Below are 1347 nucleotides of genomic sequence, written 5' to 3'. Positions count from 1 at the left end.
CGTCCGCGACGTCATCGCGCGCCAGGCGCTGCGCTATCTCGGCATGCTGCTCGCCGGCCTCGGAATCGGCGCGAGCGACCTGCTCGCCGATCCCGACGTGACGCAGATCGTCATGATCGCGGTCGGCGTCGTCATGTCGGCGACCGCCGAGCGCGCGTGGGTACTGGCGCGTCGCCTCGGCCTGACCACGTGATCGCCGGCATGATCGGCGTCAGCAACGTCGGGAGGCGGCGGCGCGCCGGATCATCCCTAAGGCCGGCCGTCGCCGAGCGCCACCGGAAACCGCGACCGCCGCGGGGCGCTCAGAACCCGCTCTCGCGCACGAGGATCGCCACGCCCGCGCGCCAGAGGCGGGCCGCGATCGACTGGCGCTCGCCTTCCATGCGCACCGTTCCGCGAAGGGCGAGGGGCGCCTGCGCGGCCTCATCGATCGGTCGCGACAGGACGCGGTAGACGGCGCCCGTCGGGGTGATCTCCTCGCCGCGCAGATGCGCCGCGATCCCGCCGCCGAAATCCGAGGCGAGCTCCGGCGCGGATTCGAGCCGGCGCGTCGCCGTCGTCGCGATCTCCGCGACCACGAGCGCCACCGGCGCGCGGCCCGGCGCTTCCGGGTGGAACCGCGCCGCCGCGCCGGGCGCGACGCGGGCGAGATCGGCTTCCGACAGATAGGCCTCGACGAGCGCGCTCTCGGGCGAGACGAGCGTCGCGAGCCATTCCCCTTGCGCGAGCCAGTCCCCGGGGCTGATATCCTCGTCGCGTTCGGCCAGCACGCCCGCATGCGGCGCCGTCACCGAGAGGCGTGCGGCGAGCGCGAGCAGCGCCGCGCGCTCGGCGATCGCTCCCTCCAGTTCGCGCCACAGCGCCTCCCGGTTCGCCCGCCCGCCGTCGCCTCGACCTCGACGCCCGCCCGCCAGCGCAAGAGCGTGATGCGTCGCTCGACGGAGGCGAGGCGGTGATCCATGTCGGGCGATTCGAGGCGGTGGAGAAGGGCGCCCGCCGCGACGGCTTCGCCGGGCCGCGCGGCGATCTCGACGAGCCGCGCGTCGGCGGGCGCGTAAAGCCGCGTCTGGCGCTCGGCGCGCATCAGCGCCGGCGCATGGACGGGCCAGTGCAGCGGCGTCGCGAACAGGGCGATCGCGAGGCCGAGGCCCGAAAGCGTCGCGAGCGTGTTGCGGTTGAGGCGATACTTCTCCCGCCGCGAGGCCCATTCCTTCAGCTCCATGGCGATCGGCCGGCCGATGAACCAGGCGAGCTCCACGATCATCAGGACGATCCCCAGCGCCTTGAAGAAGAAGTGGTAGACGAGGAGCGCGATGCCGAGAAACAGGAAGAAGCGGTAGAGCCAGG

Annotated in this window: 3 protein-coding genes; 1 reads left to right on the top strand and 2 read right to left on the bottom strand. The window is 73.3% G+C overall.

The genetic code is table 11. The features are described 5' to 3' along the window. A partial coding sequence (locus tag ACN4EK_RS32685; protein ID WP_431662618.1) for a hypothetical protein occupies positions 1–193 on the top strand: 193 nt, incomplete at its 5' end. 109 nt (positions 194–302) lie between these two features. Here ACN4EK_RS32685 and ACN4EK_RS32680 read toward each other — a convergent pair. Both ACN4EK_RS32680 and ACN4EK_RS32675 read right to left on the bottom strand, forming a co-directional pair. Continuing rightward, the gene (locus ACN4EK_RS32680) at positions 303–770 is read right to left on the bottom strand and encodes an HlyD family secretion protein (RefSeq protein ID WP_431662617.1); all 468 of its coding nucleotides are present in this window, start codon (positions 768–770) and stop codon (positions 303–305) included. A gap of 17 nt (positions 771–787) precedes the next feature. Then, positions 788–1347: efflux RND transporter periplasmic adaptor subunit (locus ACN4EK_RS32675; RefSeq protein ID WP_431662616.1), on the bottom strand; the 560-nt coding region annotated here is incomplete at its 5' end.

Origin of the sequence: Pantanalinema rosaneae CENA516 (assembly GCF_050753385.1) — a bacterium.
Lineage (GTDB): Bacteria > Cyanobacteriota > Cyanobacteriia > Leptolyngbyales > Leptolyngbyaceae > Pantanalinema > Pantanalinema rosaneae.
This window is presented reverse-complemented; position numbering and strand designations above follow the sequence as displayed.